At 38.9% G+C, this 17,545-nt stretch carries 17 protein-coding genes; 12 read left to right on the top strand and 5 right to left on the bottom strand.

Features of this window, described 5'->3' with window-relative positions; translation table 11 throughout:
* The first annotated feature begins 49 nt into the window (after positions 1-49).
* From IWX76_RS02220 to IWX76_RS02210, 3 genes are all read left to right on the top strand, one after another.
* Positions 50-901: a hypothetical protein gene (locus tag IWX76_RS02220; RefSeq protein ID WP_196858224.1), complete on the top strand. Its 852-nt coding sequence runs from the start codon at positions 50-52 to the stop codon at positions 899-901.
* A gap of 6 nt (positions 902-907) precedes the next feature.
* Entirely contained in the window at positions 908-1,297 is a 390-nt protein-coding gene (locus IWX76_RS02215) for a hypothetical protein (RefSeq protein ID WP_196858223.1), read from the top strand.
* Positions 1,298-1,383: 86 nt separating this feature from the next.
* Entirely contained in the window at positions 1,384-3,507 is a 2,124-nt protein-coding gene (locus IWX76_RS02210) for a TonB-dependent receptor plug domain-containing protein (protein WP_196858222.1), read from the top strand.
* A gap of 87 nt (positions 3,508-3,594) precedes the next feature.
* On the opposite strand, the gene IWX76_RS02205 is transcribed toward IWX76_RS02210, so the two are convergent.
* Entirely contained in the window at positions 3,595-3,930 is a 336-nt protein-coding gene (locus IWX76_RS02205) for a cupin domain-containing protein (RefSeq protein ID WP_196858221.1), read from the bottom strand.
* A 222-nt stretch (positions 3,931-4,152) separates the two neighbouring features.
* Here IWX76_RS02205 and IWX76_RS02200 point away from each other — a divergent pair, with 222 nt between their 5' ends.
* Entirely contained in the window at positions 4,153-4,611 is a 459-nt protein-coding gene (locus IWX76_RS02200) for a hypothetical protein (protein ID WP_196858220.1), read from the top strand.
* Between the two features lie 3 nt (positions 4,612-4,614).
* Here the strand turns inward: IWX76_RS02200 and IWX76_RS02195 are convergent, their stop codons facing one another.
* Together IWX76_RS02195 and IWX76_RS02190 are read right to left on the bottom strand one after the other, a co-directional pair.
* Positions 4,615-5,745, bottom strand: a complete 1,131-nt coding sequence (locus tag IWX76_RS02195; protein WP_196858219.1) for a DEAD/DEAH box helicase — start codon at positions 5,743-5,745, stop codon at positions 4,615-4,617.
* A gap of 12 nt (positions 5,746-5,757) precedes the next feature.
* The gene (locus IWX76_RS02190) at positions 5,758-6,078 is read right to left on the bottom strand and encodes a hypothetical protein (protein ID WP_196858218.1); all 321 of its coding nucleotides are present in this window, start codon (positions 6,076-6,078) and stop codon (positions 5,758-5,760) included.
* Between the two features lie 174 nt (positions 6,079-6,252).
* Here IWX76_RS02190 and IWX76_RS02185 point away from each other — a divergent pair, with 174 nt between their 5' ends.
* From IWX76_RS02185 to IWX76_RS02175, 3 genes are all read left to right on the top strand, one after another.
* Positions 6,253-6,966, top strand: a complete 714-nt coding sequence (locus tag IWX76_RS02185; protein ID WP_196858217.1) for a DUF4198 domain-containing protein — start codon at positions 6,253-6,255, stop codon at positions 6,964-6,966.
* 142 nt (positions 6,967-7,108) lie between these two features.
* Positions 7,109-9,457, top strand: coding sequence for a TonB-dependent receptor (locus IWX76_RS02180; protein ID WP_196858216.1), 2,349 nt, complete (start codon positions 7,109-7,111; stop codon positions 9,455-9,457).
* A 19-nt stretch (positions 9,458-9,476) separates the two neighbouring features.
* On the top strand, positions 9,477-10,697 hold the full coding sequence (locus IWX76_RS02175; RefSeq protein WP_196858215.1) for a DUF4374 domain-containing protein: 1,221 nt from the start codon (positions 9,477-9,479) through the stop codon (positions 10,695-10,697).
* Position 10,698: 1 nt separating this feature from the next.
* Here IWX76_RS02175 and IWX76_RS02170 read toward each other — a convergent pair whose 3' ends face one another.
* Positions 10,699-10,989 (bottom strand): hypothetical protein, encoded by a 291-nt coding sequence (locus tag IWX76_RS02170; protein WP_196858214.1) that lies wholly within the window; start codon positions 10,987-10,989, stop codon positions 10,699-10,701.
* Positions 10,990-11,100: 111 nt separating this feature from the next.
* Here IWX76_RS02170 and IWX76_RS02165 point away from each other — a divergent pair, with 111 nt between their 5' ends.
* Together IWX76_RS02165 and IWX76_RS02160 are read left to right on the top strand one after the other, a co-directional pair.
* Entirely contained in the window at positions 11,101-11,382 is a 282-nt protein-coding gene (locus IWX76_RS02165; RefSeq protein WP_196858213.1) for a hypothetical protein, read from the top strand.
* A gap of 9 nt (positions 11,383-11,391) precedes the next feature.
* Positions 11,392-13,017 carry a PepSY-associated TM helix domain-containing protein gene (locus tag IWX76_RS02160; protein WP_196858212.1) on the top strand — a complete coding sequence of 542 codons (1,626 nt, stop codon included), beginning with the start codon at positions 11,392-11,394 and terminating at the stop codon, positions 13,015-13,017.
* Between the two features lie 50 nt (positions 13,018-13,067).
* Here the strand turns inward: IWX76_RS02160 and IWX76_RS02155 are convergent, their stop codons facing one another.
* On the bottom strand, positions 13,068-13,586 hold the full coding sequence (locus tag IWX76_RS02155) for a protease (protein ID WP_196858211.1): 519 nt from the start codon (positions 13,584-13,586) through the stop codon (positions 13,068-13,070).
* A 106-nt stretch (positions 13,587-13,692) separates the two neighbouring features.
* On the opposite strand from IWX76_RS02155, the gene IWX76_RS02150 reads away from it, so the two are divergent.
* The 3 genes from IWX76_RS02150 (at position 13,693) to IWX76_RS02140 (ending at position 17,453) form a co-directional block, all read left to right on the top strand.
* Positions 13,693-14,334 carry a hypothetical protein gene (locus tag IWX76_RS02150; protein ID WP_196858210.1) on the top strand — a complete coding sequence of 214 codons (642 nt, stop codon included), beginning with the start codon at positions 13,693-13,695 and terminating at the stop codon, positions 14,332-14,334.
* A gap of 55 nt (positions 14,335-14,389) precedes the next feature.
* Positions 14,390-14,944 (top strand): GNAT family N-acetyltransferase, encoded by a 555-nt coding sequence (locus tag IWX76_RS02145; RefSeq protein WP_196858209.1) that lies wholly within the window; start codon positions 14,390-14,392, stop codon positions 14,942-14,944.
* Between the two features lie 277 nt (positions 14,945-15,221).
* Positions 15,222-17,453, top strand: coding sequence for a B12-binding domain-containing radical SAM protein (locus tag IWX76_RS02140; protein ID WP_196858208.1), 2,232 nt, complete (start codon positions 15,222-15,224; stop codon positions 17,451-17,453).
* Positions 17,454-17,545: the final 92 nt, after the last annotated feature.

Here is a 17,545-nt window from a genome sequence, read left to right as displayed (position 1 = left end):
CAACTATTTGTTAATTTAACTGTTATACCAAAATCATATAAATACCAAAATGGATATGAAAGCACGTTTTACTTCGATTATCCTCTTTTTCCTCTGTGTATTAATATGTGGTTGTTCGGGGTTAACGCCCATCCGCACATATACTGCTGCATCAACAAAAGGAATAGAAGCTTTAGGATCCATAACCTATAATTTTGAACAGCATTGTTTAGCTAGCTGCAGAGATCATGACCTCGAAGCATTTCGGTTGACAAGTGTAGACTGCAATTGTGAGGATAGTAAACATGCAGATAGCTTAAATTTATTAATGCAGCAAGCGGTTAGGGCTTATGTGCTCGCATTAGGTCAATTGTCTGGAAAAGAGGTAACCACTTTACCCATAACAGCATTAAGTGCAAGTATTCAAGCTAGTCCAGCGGCTAATTTAAAGATTAGTCAGAAAGAAATCGATTCTTATACCACTATAGGCGATTTGCTAAGTAATGTCCTTAGCGGGCAGTACCGTAAAAATAAACTAAAAAGCTTTGTAAGCAAAGGCCAAAAGCCATTAACTATTCTAATAGATTATCTTCAATTAAATCGGTCGAAAAACTTAAATGGGTTAATTGAAGTTCGGATTCAGCGAAACAAGCTAGCTTTCTATGAGTATATTCAAGACAAACGTTACACCCCTTATCAGAAAAGAGAAATTACCGCTACTTATTATAAAATATTCGACCAGCTCGAAGAGCAGAAATTAGCCAGCCTTTACTTCGTACAGGTGTTGGAAGAAATAAAAAAGGGCCATAAAGACCTATACAATAATTTGGAAGCTTGGAATAATGATCAATTAATTAACATGATGGCCAGCAATGCGGCCAAAATAGAATCCATACTGCGCAAAATGGAGAATCTAAAATAACTGGCTATGTCTAAACTCACTGCGAAAGAAATTACACAGATAGCGGATAACCTGGTGACTTTATCCCGGGTACTTAGTGATTATATTATTCAACATCAACTGTCGGTAAAGGGGAAATTAGGAAATTTGCATGCAGCCATCCTGGAAGACGCGAGTAAGTTGTACCTGCTATCTGCTTTAGAGATAGGCAAAGAGGTTCACAGATCCATCGATGAACTAAATGACCTCGCGACGGAAATACAAGAAACCTTTATACACCTAACAGAAATCAAGTTAATGGTTAACCTGGCAACCTCTGTCCTAAATGTCAGTACGGCAATCGCTAGTGGCAACTTGAAAGGTTTTGTGCAAGCTGTAAAGGACTTAAAGTTGCTGCTATATCCTGAAGAGGATTAATATATTACAGAAAAATAAAATTATATCCCTAATTATATTGTTAGGTTAGTCTAACTTTATATCTTTGTTACTCTAATCACAAAGTAATGAAGTTATCAATTCTCTTGTTTCTCTCCCTTTTCATGTGTTCGTTAATGGATGTTTCTGCTCAAACAGATACGCTGTTAATTAAAGCCAAAGAATCAAAAGTAAACCCACTCGACGAGGTAGTCGTGTCTGGAACAATGAAAGAGGTATCTAAACTTGATAGTCCTGTACCCGTTGAAATATATACCGCCAAATTCTTTAATGCTAATCCTACACCTTCCTTATTTGATGCTTTACAACATATTAATGGGGTACGACCTCAATTAAACTGTAGTATTTGCAATACTGGTGATATACACATTAACGGACTGGAAGGTCCATATACTATGGTATTGATCGATGGCATGCCCATCGTAAGTGGACTATCAACAGTATATGGCTTAAGTGGCATCCCACAGTCACTCATCGATAGGGTTGAAATTGTAAAAGGACCTTCATCTACCTTATATGGGAGTGAAGCCGTTGGTGGTTTAATTAATATCATTACTAAACAGCCAAAGGATGCGCCATTGGTATCAGCAGATATGTTCAGTACCAGCTGGGGAGAAGTGAACACCGATTTATCAGGAAAATTTAATGTAGGAAGCAAGGCTGAGTCTTTAATAGGAGTAAATTATTTTAACTATCAGCATCCGGTAGATCATAATCATGATGGTTTTACAGATGTAACGCTTCAAAATAGGGTGTCTATTTTTAATAAATGGAATTTTAAAAGAAAACAAGAGCGGGTATTTTCATTTGCGGCTAGGTTCATTCATGAAAATCGTTGGGGTGGTGAAATGGACTGGGAACGTAAATTCAGGGGCGGTAATGAAGTGTATGGAGAAAGTATTTATACCAGCCGTTGGGAACTATTTGGCAACTACCAATTACCTGTTAAGGAGAAAATTGTATTACAGTTTAGTGTAAATGGTCATGATCAAAATAGTGTTTATGGTAGTACTTCCTATCTGGCAGATCAATATATTGGATTCGGCCAATTGACCTGGAATAAGCAAATAAAAAAACACGATCTATTGGCGGGTCTAACGTACCGATATACATATTACGACGACAATACGCCAGCAACGGCCTCGGCTGTTCATGGTGGCAATCAACCTTCACATGTTAATTTACCAGGAGTTTTTGTACAAGATGAAATCACCATTAGCCAACAGAGTAAGTTGCTATTGGGTATCCGTTATGATTACAATTCCATTCATGGAAGCATTCTCACACCCAGGATAAACTATAAGTGGAATTCTCTCAACAAAAACAATATTCTGCGCGTAAGTGTCGGTAATGGTTATCGAGTGGCTAATGTGTTTACAGAAGACCATGCTGCCCTAACCGGCGCACGTGAAGTGGTATTTTTAGATAACCTGAGGCCTGAAACTTCGTGGAACGGGAATATCAACTTTGTTAAAAAATTCTATATCGGTGACCATGATTTCATAGGTTTGGACGGTACTGTTTTTCATACCTATTTTAATAATAAAATAGTGGCTGATTACCTGACCAATCCTAATCAAATTATTTATGATAACCTCGATGGACATGCAGTTTCGCAAGGCGCGTCACTGAATGTCGACTTTACCTTCGGTAACGGGTTGAAAATCCTAATGGGTGCAACGCTGTTGGATGTATACAGTAAGCGTGCGGGCATTAAAGAAAGACAACTATTTACGGAAAAGTTTACTGGTGTTTGGAACGTAGGGTACACCTTTAAAAATTTGGGTTTTACCATTGACTATACCGGAAATTTATATAGTCCAATGAAACTTCCTTTGTTAAGTGCTACTGATCCGCGTAAAGCATATTCACCAACCTGGAGTATCCAAAATATACAGCTTACCAAAGCCTTTCAAAATGGCTTGTCGATTTATGGAGGGGTGAAAAATTTGTTAAATTGGACACCAAATAAAGGTAACCCTTTTATCATTGCCAGAGCAAACGATCCATTTGATAAAAATGTTCAGTTTGATAACAATGGGCAGGCTATGGTTACACCAGAAAATCCTTATGGATTAACTTTTGACCCTACCTATATTTACGGACCAAATCAAGGTATCCGCGGATTTCTTGGAATCAAATATAACTTATACCGGACGGCCAAAAACCCAACGCATGCTGCACACCAATAGTGCATTTTATCCAGTATACAAAAGGTAAACTTCGCTATGAATAAGTATCAACCTGATATCTTTCCTGAATAGCAGGAGGTAGGGCTGCTATAAGAAGTCTTCTCGCAATGGGGTAAACGCATCGATCAATATGCCTGGCTCAAGGCAAATACACCCATGTATTTCATGTGGCGGAACATAATAACCATCACCTTTTTTTATGATTTGTTTTTGGGTACCAATGGTCATCTCAAAAACGCCACTGTCTACATAGGTTACCTGGGCATGATGATGTTCATGTAGCACACCAACGGCTTCTGCTTCAAACCTGGCTTTAACCAGCATGATCCGGTCGTCGTATCCATAAACCTTTCTTGATATCCCATTTCCTAAATCTTGCCAGTCTGTCTGGTCTTCCAATTGAAATAAATTGCTTTGTGACATTGTATAAAATTAGTTAATCAACGGTCGAGTAGTTGTTTAAAATTAAACAATGCTAACCACTACTGCAAAGAAACAAAGTTCCTACGGTATATTCATTTTCATTGATTCTTTTTGCATCAAAATAGCTTTCTTCACATCTTAATATTATTATTACTATGTAGCATTTATATAATTATCTTCGTTTCAGGTATATTACTTAAACCTTATCTAACCTACTTTACCTTGAAAACAAAAACCTTCCGTTTATTAGCCCTATGCGGCTTGATTACCTTCAGTTTTTTTTCTTGCGAAAAAAGCAATGATACAAAAACACCTAGAATTATATATGGCTATAGCTTTGGAATGGCAAATGCTTCCCAACAAATCCAACTTAACGAAAACCTTTTTTTATACGAGAATAAAAGCATGGCCTCGAATATCAATAAACGATGTAGTAAAGCAACAGACAAGGCGCTCTTTAAGGATATTTTAAACAGTCCTGACCTGAAAAATTTCCACCAACTTCCTGCAGTTTATGGATGCCCAGATTGTGCAGATGGGGGTGCAGAATTCATTGAATTAGAGATGGATGGAAAAGTATACCGGGTAACCTACGATTATGGGAAAGTGCCTGAAGAACTTACCGATGTAGTAGCGAAACTAAAGCCGGTGATAGGGTCGTTTAAAGATTGCCAGCCTTAAAACTTAAATCATGCCATTGCTATCTATAAGGTTTACTACCTTACCCATTTTTTTTTGAATCACCTCAAAATGGTGTAATTCATTGGTACTTACTAAAGAAATAGCTTCACCTGAAGCTTCTGCACGACCTGTGCGGCCAATCCGATGAACATAATCCTTAGGCGAACGGGGCAGTCCATAGTTGATTACATAAGGCAAAAAACTAATGTCAATTCCCCTGGCTATCAAGTCTGTAGCTACCAATACCCGCAATTTTCCAGATTTAAAGTTCATTAATGCCTCGGTGCGTGCACCTTGGCTTTTTTTACTATGGATTGCCTTAGCATCAATGTTGTTTTTACGTAGCTTATTCACGATGGCATCCACCTGAAATACAGATTCAGCAAATACCAACACCTGTTTCATATCATGTTTATTAATCAGATGGCGTAAAAATGGCCCTTTTTTCTCTTCAGGAACCAAATATGCAAGTTGTTTTATCGTATCAATCGAACTTGATTCTTCGGTTATTTTAATTACCTCTGGATCATGTAAAAGGATCTGGTTGATGTTTTCGATGTCCTTACTCAGCGTTGCAGAAAACAACAGGTTTTGTCTTTTCGTAGGAAGCAAACCAATAATCTTATCCATTTCTGCTTTAAAACCAAGATTAAGCATTTTATCTGCCTCATCCAGCACCAGCGTTTCAATCTCTGATAAATGAACGGCATTTGCCTCCACCAGTTCCAATAAACGACCTGGTGTAGCCACTAAAATGTTAACCCCTTGCATTGACATCATCTGTGGGTTAATAGATACACCACCGTAAACCGCCATAGATTTAATGGTTTCTGGCAGTGCCTGCCCAAATAGTTGGAATACTTCTGTCACTTGTACCGCTAGTTCGCGAGTGGGTACTACCACTAAAACTTTCACATGCCTGTTTTTTGTTCGCAGTGCATGTTTAATATTCATTAGTATTGGCAATACATAACCCGCTGTTTTTCCAGAGCCCGTTTTGGCAATCCCTAAAACATCTCTTTTGTTTAGGATAGCCGGTATAACAGCTTGCTGAATAGGTGTGGGGGTAGTGAAATGTTGGTCTGCCAACGCTTTTGATAAAGCTGGCGACAGACCTAAAGAAGTAAAGGGCATATTTTCTGATAATTATAAAGACTCGTGTGTCGTTTTAATGGTTTTTTCCAATGCCCGCAAGATCGTTTCTTTATACGCCATGAAGTTTACCTGACGTGCTTCGTCAGTTTCACTTCCTTTAACCGCAATCTTACCTTGTTTAATTTCTTGTAATTCTGTTTCATAAAACTCAGTAAACGTTTCTGGATCCTTATTCTTTAATATTCTAATGGTGTGAGAATATTTATCGTGACTATCGTTAAGGTTAGCAAACGTTTTCTCGTCATACGTTTCTAAACCTGCGATTCTTGTAATTAGCTTTTCCAGCTTTCCTCTTTCTTTTGCGTAACCCATAATTGGTGCAAATATACAGTTATCCCGATAGATAAATTATTTTTTAAAAATTCTACCTAGATATATAAATGTATACTATCTTCGCACTGTTTATATTTAGTCTAAATAAGCATATCTATAAAACACCTTAACAATTACAGCATACCAAAATATCTTAAACCTTAATTATTATATATGAAATCAATTAAATCAATCTTTCTTTTAGCCTTTATCCTGCTCACCTGCCAAACAGGTTTTGCACATGCATTGTGGATCGAAGCAAACGCTAATGCAAAAAAGGGCCAAACGCAGGAGATAAAAGTTTATTACGGTGAGTTTGCCACCGGCGAATTAGAGCCCATAGAAAAATGGTATGCCGATGTAAAATCATTTTCACTCTGGCTGACCGTACCTAACCAGCAACCTGTAAAAATAGATGTAACGCCAAAAGATAATCACTTTGTAGCCACTTTTACACCTCAGGCAGATGGTGTATATTACCTTTCCGTATTGCATGAAGCTTCAGAAATTGCGGGTAACACCAAGTATGAGTTTTCTTCAGTAGCAGCAATTAAAGTAGGAGAGCAGGTATCTGCCAATCACCAGCAGGTAAAAAACTCTTTAAAAGTGATCACCCCTCAAACAGTAACAAAAATAGGCTCGGCAACGACTGTACAAGTGTATTTGGACGGCAATCCACATGCAAATGGTAAAGTTTTAGTAACCTCTGAGCAGGGATGGGGTAAAGAATTTACGGCTAATGAAGCCGGACAAATCACATTTTCACCGGTTTGGAAGGGTAAATATGTGCTAGAGGCTACAAACTTCAAGAAGGGTGCTGGTGAGTTGAATGGAAAAGCTTTTGAAAGTACCTGGCAAGGGGCGACCACAGTGATGTATGTAAAATAAACAAGATTTAAATAAAGATCCTATGGAAAGAAACGGCAATTTCTAACCATAGGGATCTTTAAAGATGTAAGACAGCGGAAACTGTCAAACAAAACGCTTTTTTACAAAAGCGCTAACTCCTAACTCGACATTAAAAGTTAATATGCAAATTAAGCAATTATTATTAGTTGTATTGTTGGTTTTTTATCAAATTCAACAGTCTTCTGCGCAACAAAAAGCGCCCGTTTTCTCAGGTACAGTCCAGTCAGCAGCGGGCACACCGATCCACGGAGCTACCGTAAAACTCGGTGATTACACCCGTGTTACAAATTATAATGGGGTTTTTAGCTTTGAGAACCTTTCTCCAAAAGCCTATTCCCTTACAATAGTCTCTATCGGTTTTAAAACAATTTCCACAAACGTTAACCTGGGGGCAGGCCAACTCCCTAAAGGTCAGTTTACAATGGAATCCGACACGCGTCAATTGAAAAGTGTAGAAGTGATGGGACGCACCAAAGTACTGGAGGTTAATCGACAGCCCTTTAATGTGACCGCGCTAGATGCTACTAAACTGCACAACTCGACACTTGACATTGCTGGTGCGCTTGACAGGGTGTCGGGAGTGCGGGTTAGAGAAACCGGAGGTTTAGGTTCTAACTTTAACCTTTCACTTAACGGCTTTTCCGGAAATCACATCCGTTTTTTCCTGGATGGGGTACCTATGGATAACTTCGGTTCCTCCTTTCAGATAAATAACATCCCTATTAACATTGCCGAACGCGTGGAAATCTATAAAGGTGTTGTACCCATGTGGTTAGGTGCAGATGCCTTAGGTGGCGCTGTAAACATTGTAACAGGCGATCGCTACCGTAACTATGTGGATGTAGCATATACCGTTGGGTCATTTAACACCCATCGCAGTGTCATTAATGCCGCAGTTACGTCCGAATCAGGACTTACATTCCAACTGAATGCTTTCCAGAATTATTCAGACAACGACTATAAAGTAACCGTTGATGCTGCCGATATTAATACCGGTCAATATTCACCAGGCACCAGGGTAAACCGTTTCCATGATAAATACCATAACGAAACACTCATCGCTAATGTGGGGGTAGTGAACAAGTCATATGCCGACAAGCTACTTCTCGGTATCACGTTAGGTCAAAACTATAAAGAAATCCAAACCGGCGCCCGGATGGTATCTGTTTTCGGACAGTGGCACCGCCGGGGTAATATGGTGATGCCAACATTAAAGTATCAGAAAAAGGACCTGATTAAAGGGCTTGATGTGAACCTGAATGCGAATTACAATTTTGGTAAGGAACAAAATATTGATACCGCGTACCGCAGGTATGACTGGTTTGGAAACTATAAGCAGTATGCGGGAAATGGCGCCGAAAGATCCAGATCCATGTATAAATATGGTAACAATACCGGATTGGCGACCACCATGTTAAACTATCGTTTAACAGACCAGCATTCACTAGCATTGAGTAATGTCTTTTCTACCTTTAATCGTAAGGGTTCAGATGAGCTTAATCCAGCAAACAATGCTTTTGAGCGAACACAAAAAACCCATAAAAACATCCTTGGTCTAGGGTATATGTTTACCACTTCCGATAAATGGGATTTAAACCTATTTGGTAAATACATCCTTCAGAATTCTATTGTCGGACAGCAGAACCTCAATCAGGAAACCACACAACATCAGATAGGCTATGGTGTGGCAGCTAGTTACACCATCAATCGCAACCTCCAGCTAAAGACTTCTTATGAAAAGGCAAACAGAATGCCTGAAGCAACAGAAATTTTTGGGGATGTGGAGAACTTTGAAGGAAATTCCAGCCTTAAGCCAGAAGTGAGTGATAACCTGAACCTGGGTTTAATGTATTCCTTCTCCCTGCAGGAAGTAAATAAATTCTCCATCTCTGCCAATGCGATTTACAGAAATGCCAGCAATTTTATCTATTACCAGTTCAATCAGAATCAAAGCAAACTTGTTGCTGATAACCGGGAAGGCGTAACAAATATGGGTGGCGACATCGAGACCAGATACTCTTATAAAGACTGGTTCAGTGCAGGCATAAACCTTACTTATCAAAATATCGTCAACCAGCAACAATACGAAGGTAATCCCCCAGTATTAAGTCCGGTTTACAAAGACCGCATGCCTAACATTCCTTTTCTTTACGGAAATGGCGACGTCACGCTCACCTTTAAAGATGTAGGCAGTAAAGGGAACAACCTGAGTGTAGGCTACAACCTGCTTTATGTGCATGCCTTCTATTTATACTGGCCAAGCAGAGGTGCTTCAGGCGATAAATATGGTATACCTAAACAGCTAAGCCATGACGCCAACTTTATGTACAGCATGAAAAATGGCCGGTACAACATCTCCCTGGAATGCAAAAACCTGAATGATGCGCTGTTGTACGACAACTTCAGCCTTCAAAAGCCAAGCAGGTCCTTCTTTTTAAAATTACGCTACTTCATCAATAAAACATCTTAAATCTTAAAAAATAATAGAAATGAAAAATACCCTTAAAAATGCGTGCCTTGCCCTCGCCCTTGCAGCTGCAATTACCTCCTGTAAAAAAAGCAATACACCCACTGACATTGCTGATCCAACAGGCAATTATATATTAACAGTTACTCCGGTGGCTTCAACCGGCGTAGCCGATTACCTGCTGACAGCAAATAACCTGGACACAGGAACCATTACTACTGCCAGGAATGGATTAGAACAGGACGGAACTTTCCGTTATTATGTCACCCATAACAACAAATTCTTTAGTTTGCTTTACGGACAAGGAAATCCTGGTGCGGTAACAACCTACAACATGGAAGGCGGAAAATTGAATAAACTGTCTAATTTCCAAACGGAAACTGTTCAAGCCTTTGCACCGGTAAATAATGACTTATTACTGGTTAAAATTCCACGTACCTATGGGAATAAAGCAAATTGGTATCAGGTTAATACCGATAACCTGCTTATTTCAGGAGAGGGACAGATGGATGTAGCCAATCTTACAAAAAATGGCGAAACAGCACATTTCTCCTGGCTTAAACAAGTAAATAACAAGGTGTTTGCACCTTATTTCTCCATAAAAGCTTGTTGTGGCGATAGTTTTGGCACGAACTATCCCGACAGTGCCTGGGTTGCAGTATACGATTATCCAAGTATGACACTGGAAAAAATCATTAAAGATGACAGAACCAGTTTTATCGGTAGATATTTCGTAGACGGATTAGGTGTAATTGAAAACGGAGATACCTATGCGTTTTCATCGGCAGTAGCGACCACTGGTGGCGCGTTAACCTCTAAAAAGCCTTCTGCTATAACAAGGATCAATGCCGGAACAACAGAATTCGACCGAACTTATTATTTCAATTTCCAGGAAGCGTCAGGCGGTATGAATATCACCAACTGGATTTATGTTGGTGCAGGCAATTTTATTGTTAATGCCACTACAGCTTCAGAAAAAGGTGCTTTTAATACAGGTAAACACATCGGCATCATTAACGTAAATAACAAAACATTCAAAGCCGTTACCGGAATGCCTGAATTGGCGACAATAGGTAGCATAACCAGTCATAATTTTAGTCCTGTAGATGGCAGAACAGCTTATATGGGTGTAACCTTAGTTGATGGTAGCAGCTATGTATATAAAATAGATGCAGGTACTGCAACGGCAACTAGAGGTCTGAAAATAGAAGGTGGTGTAATTACCTCAATCAGTAAATTATAAATTATTCAGTAATGCTTTCAAGTAACCAGTCCGTTGAGCTTTCAACGGCTGGTTTATTAATAACCGATATGTACAGCACCATTATATTTTTACTCTTTGCAGCATTTCTGCTTTTATACAACCTTTCCAAAAAAGCACGGTGGGACCATAAACCGTTATGGGCCATAAAATTGGCTTCACAACCTCTGTATTCCAGAATAATAAGTGGTCTGTTAATCCTTAATGCTGGTGTTCTGCTTATAATTCTTAATGGAGTTGGGTCAGGAATTTTTTCCTTAGTCGTCGTGCTCATGTGCATTGGCTGTCTAACCATCTTATTATTCCCATTACGCTACCTCAGCTTTATGCATGTGTTACTGATCTACGGGTTGTTATTGAGTTTTGAAACTTTAATTTTTTAACCATGCCAGCTAAGAAAAAATACCTTACTAAATCTCCCTTTGAGCGGTTTTTTAAAATTACCGCTGGTTTTATTGGGGGTTATTTCGTCATGATCTCTTTTCACCACTTATTTAGCTACTTTTTTGAGCCTAAATATGTGGTCATCACAGCGGCCTTCACTGGTTATATCCTTTGGGCTGTTCTTCTACTGCTGGCTTTCCTTGCCGAACGCGCATGGAAAATCTGGTTGGTCTATGCCTTATTAACCCTTATTTTCTCCCTTCCTATCTTATTAAAACTCTAACCACCAGCTATGAATCTTAGAAGGTATAATATTTATTTTCATACCCATACCATTAGCGGCATCATTATCTGCGCCTTGCTTTTTGTCATCTTTTTTGCAGGTTCTTACTCTTTTTTCAAAAAAGAAATATCAGCATGGCAAAGTAATACTTCCTATCGCGCTCACCAGCATAAACCCATCACTTATGCCAAGCTTCTTGATTCGCTGCACCAAAAACATAACCTTACCGGTAGAGACATCTCCCTGTATTTTCAGGAGCACAGCTTCAATGGTTATGTAAACATGTCGGCTTCCAAAGACAGCACTTTAGTGCCAAAAACAGCCGTCGTTAAACCCGAAAAAGGTCGTGGACGTGGTCGGGGAAGGGGTGGAGACGGCGCCTACTTTAACTATAATTTCATGAAAGGCGATAGCAAGACCTACGCTCAATCTTATGATATGGGCGAATTTCTTTACCGGCTGCATTTCCTGGCCCAGTTAAATCAGGTACCGATCAGGATTGGTGCGCCCTTTGGCTATTTGCTTGCAGGTGTGGTTTCTTTTTTATTCCTCTTTGCCTTGCTCACTGGTTTACTGTTACATTGGGATAAGATTGTTTCAAACTTCTTCGTTTTCAGACCCTGGTCTAAAGTGAAGACCGTATGGACCGACGCCCACACGGCGCTCGGTGTAATCGGTTTCCCTTATCAGCTCATTTATGCGATAACGGGTATTATACTCATCTTTAATACCGCAATCATTGCACCTTTCAGTTATCTCTTTTATGATGGTAAATCAGAAAAGTTATATCAGGAACTTGATTACTCAGATACAAGGGAATATCCATATACTTATCAGGCTTTGAATAAGACCATCGATATCGACGCCTACATTAGCCATACCCGTAAACTTTGGAAAGATCCCTTTATAAAAAGTATACTCCTTAAAAACTATGGTGATACCTCTATGCATGTGGTTATTGAAGGGAATGCTAATCGCAAATATAGCTTTGCTGGCACAGGCCGGATCATCTATAATATAGCCAATGACCAGGTCGTTTACCATAAATCTCCTTTAGAAAAAGCGACTTATATGGATAAGGTAAAGAGCCTGATCTACCGCTTGCACTTTGGCGATTTTGGAGGGTACTGGTTGAAATTAGTATATTTCGTTTTAGGTATTATGGGCTGCGTAGTCATCATCTCTGGTATTTTAGTCTGGCTGGTAGCCAGAGATAAAGATAACGTGCCTGCCTATAAAAGGAAGTTTAACTTCTGGCTGGCTAATATCTTCCTTGCGGCTTGTCTGTCTATGTTTCCTATTACCGCAATGACTTTGATTGCCGTCAAGGTTAACGCCGCCACAGATCAGGATTTCATTTATCGTTTTTACTTTTACGGTTGGTTACTGCTATCAGCATATTACATTGTTCGCAAAGACCTGAAACGTACTAATCGCGAAACTATATTACTGGGGAGTGTATTTAGTTTATTGATCCCAGTAGCTAACGGCATCTGCACCGGTAACTGGGTATGGCAAACTTATGCAGCAGGGGCTACAGATATCTTGTTTATCGATGTATTTAGTTTTGCTATAGGTATTATTGGTTTGATCAGTTTCCTTAAAATAAAAAGTAAAGAAAGAATCCCAGCATAGCTATAAAACTTGATGTTCCATTTCGGAACATCAAGTTTAAATATTTATAATTATTTGACGGTAACACTAATACTGTCTTTCACAACCAGGCCGTTTATTTCAGAAGAATTGTATTTGATACTATATTTTCCGGGCTTTTGAATGGCGTATCCTTCTTTTAAATCTGTTACCACAGAAATACTGTCACCTTTATTCACCGTGATAAAACTATCAGCAGGTGGCGGCATCATTCTTTTGGCCATGGCACCTTTATAATCTACTTCTTGTCCAGATTCATCTCTTACATCTAAATACTTACTCATCAAACGTTCAAATGGGGTATGCCATTTACAAAAAGATCTAGTGCTATCCGTGTTATTGTAAACAGTGAATCTAAATGAAATAGAATCACTTAGCATTGCTACAGGTGCGATTGTCATTTTAGCAGTAAGTACTTTTTCGGTAACCATAGCCCCAGCGTTTTGATTAGAATCTGAAGTAGCGTCATCCTGAGTAGCCGTATGTAAGTTATTGCTACATGCAGCCAGTAAAACTACTGAAGAAAATAAAAGTTTATGTATGTTTTTCATACTACAAACATAGTGTTTTATGCGTTTCTATAACTGTGCTAAATTAAAGTGTTAAAGTAAGTTAAATCAGGCGTTTATAATATTCAAACAGATTAAATTGGTATGCATGATTGATGCCTTAAAATTTATCCAACCAAAGACGTTATACTTTACCATCATATTATTAATATGCATGGGCACTTTTGCGCTTGCTCAAGACACCACCATTCAGTTAGAGAAAATAGCTATCCAATTGAAGGAAGTTGTCGTTTCCGAAAAAAAACCAAAATTTATTATACTCGGGACCAGACGGTTTACACCCTTGTTTTGGGTGAGCGTTAGTGGAAGGGATGGAAACTACTATGAACACGGTAAGCTGCTGCACATCAAGAAACCTTCGAAATTATTAACGGCCAATGTCAGGGTAGGTAGCGATAAAAAAAGTAGGGATTCCGTCACTTATAGGCTGAATATTTATAAGGTACGAAACGGCTTGCCCGTAGAGCGACTACTAGATAAAGAGTTCGTTAAAACATTTTCATGCAGGGCCAATTTGCTCACCTTCAACATGATTTCCGAAAAAATATACCTTGATCAGGATTGTGTAGTGTCATTTGAATACATGCATAAACTTGATAAGAAAGGAGACCCAATAAGTTTTAGAGCAAATATGACCGGAGGTGATGCTTTTGTTAGTACAATAAATTCTAATGTATGGACTCCTTTTAAAAATGGAAGTGTTGCTATTTTTATCGAAGTAGAACAATAAAGGACGGGAAATCATTAAATTCATAGCATTATAAAAGATTAAAACGCAACTAACAATGAGCATCGATTTACAACCGATTTTACAAAATGATCTACTGACCATTCTGCCTTTAGAAGAAATGGATTTTGATACCTTATACCACGTTGCGTCAGATCCTGAAATATGGGAACAACATCCTAATAAAAATAGGTGGCAAAAAGAAGTTTTTGAAGTATTTTTTGAAGGGGCCATAGAAAGTAAAGCAGCGTTTAAAGTCATCGATAGGGTGACTGAAGCTGTGATTGGCAGCACTCGATTTTACGACTATAACCAAGAAGAAAACAGTATTTTAATAGGATACACTTTTTACGCAAAAGCCTATTGGGGTAAAGGTGTCAATTTGCTGGTAAAAAAGTTGATGCTGGACTATATCTTTCAATTTGTTACCAAAGTGTATTTTCATATTGGGGCTGAGAACATGCGCTCCCAAATAGCCATAAGCCGCTTAAACGCAGAGAAAGTTGATGAACAGGTCGTAACCTACTATGGCGAATTACCAATGCATAATTTTGTATACAAAATTGAAAGTAGAGATTGGCAGAAGACTAAAGTTAAATTCATGACGGCTTGATTATAGCGTGTATGTTGTAGTAGTCAAAAGCATATCTCCTGTATACCTCCTCTATATCCGCTTCGGTAAAACGTACAGGAGATATACAGCAAGTGACAGCTGTGAGTAGGCTAATCACGAACCCTGGTTTACAATAGGCTACCTGAAGCAGCAAAGGTTAATAAACACTACATCCAGGCTCATACAAAATATTTCATGCAGCTGGATAAAGACGATAGAGGGCTGAGATGTTAGAATCTGATATAAATCAAAAATGGGGCTGAATACTAACATAATTATGGATAATTTTGCCACGAAATACGATGCCATTTTGAAAACAGATCTTTTTCTTGTCACACCGCCTTTTACCCAACTAAATACTCCGTATCCTGCGACTGCGTATATCAAAGGTTTTTTAAACACAAAAAATATTTCCTCAACGCAGGCAGATTTAGGTATTGAAGTGATATTGGCCTTGTTTTCAAGGAAAGGTTTGCAAAAGCTATTCTCACAGGAGAATGGGATATCAGTTAAGGCTAAAAGTATAAATGCAAAACGGATTTATGCGTTAAGAAACGAGTACATCAAAACTATTGATGCAGTAATTGCTTTTTTACAGGGTAAAAACCCGACCCTGGCCTTGCAGATTTGTCAGGAGGACTTTTTACCAGAAGCATCAAGGTTTACGCAGTTGGAAGAGTTGGACTGGGCATTTGGTTCTATGGGAACACAGGATAAAGGTAAACATTTAGCCACGTTGTACCTGGAAGATATTTCTGATTTCATTGTGGAATGTATTGACCAGAATTTTGGTTTTAGTCGTTATGCCGAAAGATTAGGTAGAAGTGCTAACTCTTTTGATGAGTTGTACGGGGTTTTACATCAGGAATACACCTATATGGATAATATCCTGATGGATATCCTGGAGTCGAAAATGGCCATTATTCAGCCTAAGATTTTTCTGATATCAGTTCCTTTTCCCGGAAATTTATATGCCGCATTCCGTTGTGCGCAATATGTAAAACAACATTATCCGGAGGTAAAAATAGCCATGGGTGGTGGATTTGCCAATACGGAATTACGTTCCTTATCCGACAAGCGCGTATTCGAGTTTTTCGATTACATCTCCCTGGATGATGGTGAATTGCCAGTTGAATTGCTTCATCAGGCGGTTAGCAATGTCGGGGCCTTCCATCTCTATAAAAGAACATTTATGCTCGAAAATGGAGAGGTTGTTTTTAAAAATGATGCATTAAGAAACGATTACAAACAAAGTGATGTGGGAACGCCAGATTACAGCGACTTACCATTGGATAATTATATTTCGGTGATCGAAATTGTAAACCCGATGCATCGGATGTGGAGCGATGGTCGCTGGAACAAGCTGACCATGGCACATGGTTGTTACTGGGGTAAATGTACATTTTGTGATATCTCCTTAGATTATATCAAGGTGTATGAACCTGTCGCTGCCAAATTGATTGTGGATCGAATGGAGGCTTTAGCAACACAAACGGGGCAGAATGGCTTTCACTTTGTAGATGAGGCTGCACCACCGGCATTAATGAGGGAAGTTGCATTAGAGATTTTAAGGCGTGAAATATCGGTAAGCTGGTGGACGAATATTCGCTTTGAAAAATCCTTTACCAGAGATTTATGCCTGTTACTTAAAGCTTCGGGCTGTATTGCTGTTTCGGGTGGTTTGGAAGTAGCGTCAGACCGGTTGTTAAAGCTCATTGATAAAGGGGTATCTGTTGAACAGGTTGCCCAGGTTACGCGTAATTTAACGGAAGCTGGTGTGTTAGTCCATGCTTACCTGATGTATGGTTACCCCACGCAGACCGTTCAGGAAACTGTAGACAGTTTGGAAATGGTAAGGCAATTATTTGAAGCAGGGGTATTACAATCAGGATTCTGGCACCAGTTTGCCATGACAGCCCATAGTCCGGTAGGTCTGTATCCGGAAAAATTTGGCGTAATGAAGGAAACAGAAACGATCGGAACCTTTGCCAACAATGACATTAATTTCATCGATAAAACAGGAATTGACCACGATAAGTTTAGTTATGGTTTAAAGAAATCGCTTTTTAACTTTATGCATGGCATTTGCCTGGATTACAAGTTGCAGGACTGGTTTGACTTTAAAATTCCTAAAGTAACCGTGCCATTTGATCATATCAGGAAATCTTTAAAAGAAGAGAGTAAATTTAATACTAAACCCACGGCTAAGGTGGTCTGGCTTGGCGGAATACCCGAAACAACAAGTTTTGCTAAGTCTAAAAAAGGACAGACATTCGAGTCGATGGTATTAACATTCCACGATAAAAAAGAAACTTTTACTATTCAGACCAGTAAAGCAGAAGGGGAGTGGCTGCTAACCAATTTGCCGAAAATAGCGGTAATCAATATGAAGGTATATACTTTTCAAGACCTTAAAACTGACTTTGAGGCGAGTATGGAACATTTTGAATTGTTCTGGTATTCAAAACCGATTAATACGTTAAGAGATTTCGGTTTGTTGGTTTTATAGTAAAACCGAGCTAAACAATCGTCACGCTAAAAACAGTTGCTAATTAAAAAAACGCCTCAAGAACATTCTCAAGGCGATTTTAAACAAATTAA

Source organism: Pedobacter sp. CAN_A7, from assembly GCF_015752175.1.
In the GTDB taxonomy this organism is placed as follows: domain Bacteria; phylum Bacteroidota; class Bacteroidia; order Sphingobacteriales; family Sphingobacteriaceae; genus Pedobacter.
Note: the sequence above shows the minus strand (reverse complement) of the source record. Positions and strands in the feature narration are given on the sequence as shown.

Excerpts from the sequence above, each read along its gene's own strand:
- IWX76_RS02145 (WP_196858209.1), top strand. The coding sequence starts at position 14,390 with ATGAGCATCGATTTACAACCGATTTTACAAAATGATCTACTGACCATT.
- IWX76_RS02185 (WP_196858217.1), top strand. The coding sequence starts at position 6,253 with ATGAAATCAATTAAATCAATCTTTCTTTTAGCCTTTATCCTGCTCACC.
- IWX76_RS02150 (WP_196858210.1), top strand. The coding sequence starts at position 13,693 with ATGATTGATGCCTTAAAATTTATCCAACCAAAGACGTTATACTTTACC.
- IWX76_RS02210 (WP_196858222.1), top strand. The coding sequence starts at position 1,384 with ATGAAGTTATCAATTCTCTTGTTTCTCTCCCTTTTCATGTGTTCGTTA.
- IWX76_RS02175 (WP_196858215.1), top strand. The coding sequence starts at position 9,477 with ATGAAAAATACCCTTAAAAATGCGTGCCTTGCCCTCGCCCTTGCAGCT.
- IWX76_RS02165 (WP_196858213.1), top strand. The coding sequence starts at position 11,101 with ATGCCAGCTAAGAAAAAATACCTTACTAAATCTCCCTTTGAGCGGTTT.
- IWX76_RS02170 (WP_196858214.1), bottom strand. The coding sequence starts at position 10,989 with ATGAGCACGACGACTAAGGAAAAAATTCCTGACCCAACTCCATTAAGA.
- IWX76_RS02140 (WP_196858208.1), top strand. The coding sequence starts at position 15,222 with ATGGATAATTTTGCCACGAAATACGATGCCATTTTGAAAACAGATCTT.
- IWX76_RS02155 (WP_196858211.1), bottom strand. The coding sequence starts at position 13,586 with ATGAAAAACATACATAAACTTTTATTTTCTTCAGTAGTTTTACTGGCT.
- IWX76_RS02180 (WP_196858216.1), top strand. The coding sequence starts at position 7,109 with ATGCAAATTAAGCAATTATTATTAGTTGTATTGTTGGTTTTTTATCAA.
- IWX76_RS02205 (WP_196858221.1), bottom strand. The coding sequence starts at position 3,930 with ATGTCACAAAGCAATTTATTTCAATTGGAAGACCAGACAGACTGGCAA.
- IWX76_RS02215 (WP_196858223.1), top strand. The coding sequence starts at position 908 with ATGTCTAAACTCACTGCGAAAGAAATTACACAGATAGCGGATAACCTG.
- IWX76_RS02195 (WP_196858219.1), bottom strand. The coding sequence starts at position 5,745 with ATGCCCTTTACTTCTTTAGGTCTGTCGCCAGCTTTATCAAAAGCGTTG.
- IWX76_RS02220 (WP_196858224.1), top strand. The coding sequence starts at position 50 with ATGGATATGAAAGCACGTTTTACTTCGATTATCCTCTTTTTCCTCTGT.
- IWX76_RS02160 (WP_196858212.1), top strand. The coding sequence starts at position 11,392 with ATGAATCTTAGAAGGTATAATATTTATTTTCATACCCATACCATTAGC.
- IWX76_RS02190 (WP_196858218.1), bottom strand. The coding sequence starts at position 6,078 with ATGGGTTACGCAAAAGAAAGAGGAAAGCTGGAAAAGCTAATTACAAGA.